This is a genomic window from Camelimonas sp. FR25 (genome assembly GCF_059740505.1).
Map to the genome: position 1 here is coordinate 1 of NZ_JCAWFG010000115.1, position 405 is coordinate 405.

Sequence of the window (405 nt, forward strand, 5' to 3'; positions counted from 1 at the left end):
TTCCGTAAGCCTGTGAAGGCGGACCCGTGAGGGCCGCTGGAGGTATCGGAAGTGAGAATGCTGACATGAGTAACGACAAACAGTGTGAAAGACACTGTCGCCGAAAGTCCAAGGGTTCCTGCGTAAAGTTAATCTTCGCAGGGTTAGCCGGCCCCTAAGGCGAGGCCGAAAGGCGTAGTCGATGGGAACCATGTAAATATTCATGGGCCAGCAGGTGGTGACGGATGCCGTGTATCGTATCTCCTTACTGGATTGGAGGTGCGGTGAAGGCGTTCCAGGAAATAGCCCCTGCATCAGACCGTACCCGAAACCGACACAGGTGGACTGGTAGAGTATACCAAGGCGCTTGAGAGAACTATGCTGAAGGAACTCGGCAATTTACCTCCGTAACTTCGGGATAAGGAG

1 rRNA gene is annotated in these 405 nt (G+C 53.6%); it reads left to right on the forward strand.

The window, feature by feature from the left end:
* Window positions 1-405, forward strand: a 23S ribosomal RNA gene (locus tag AC6A67_RS16980); the annotation flags it as partial.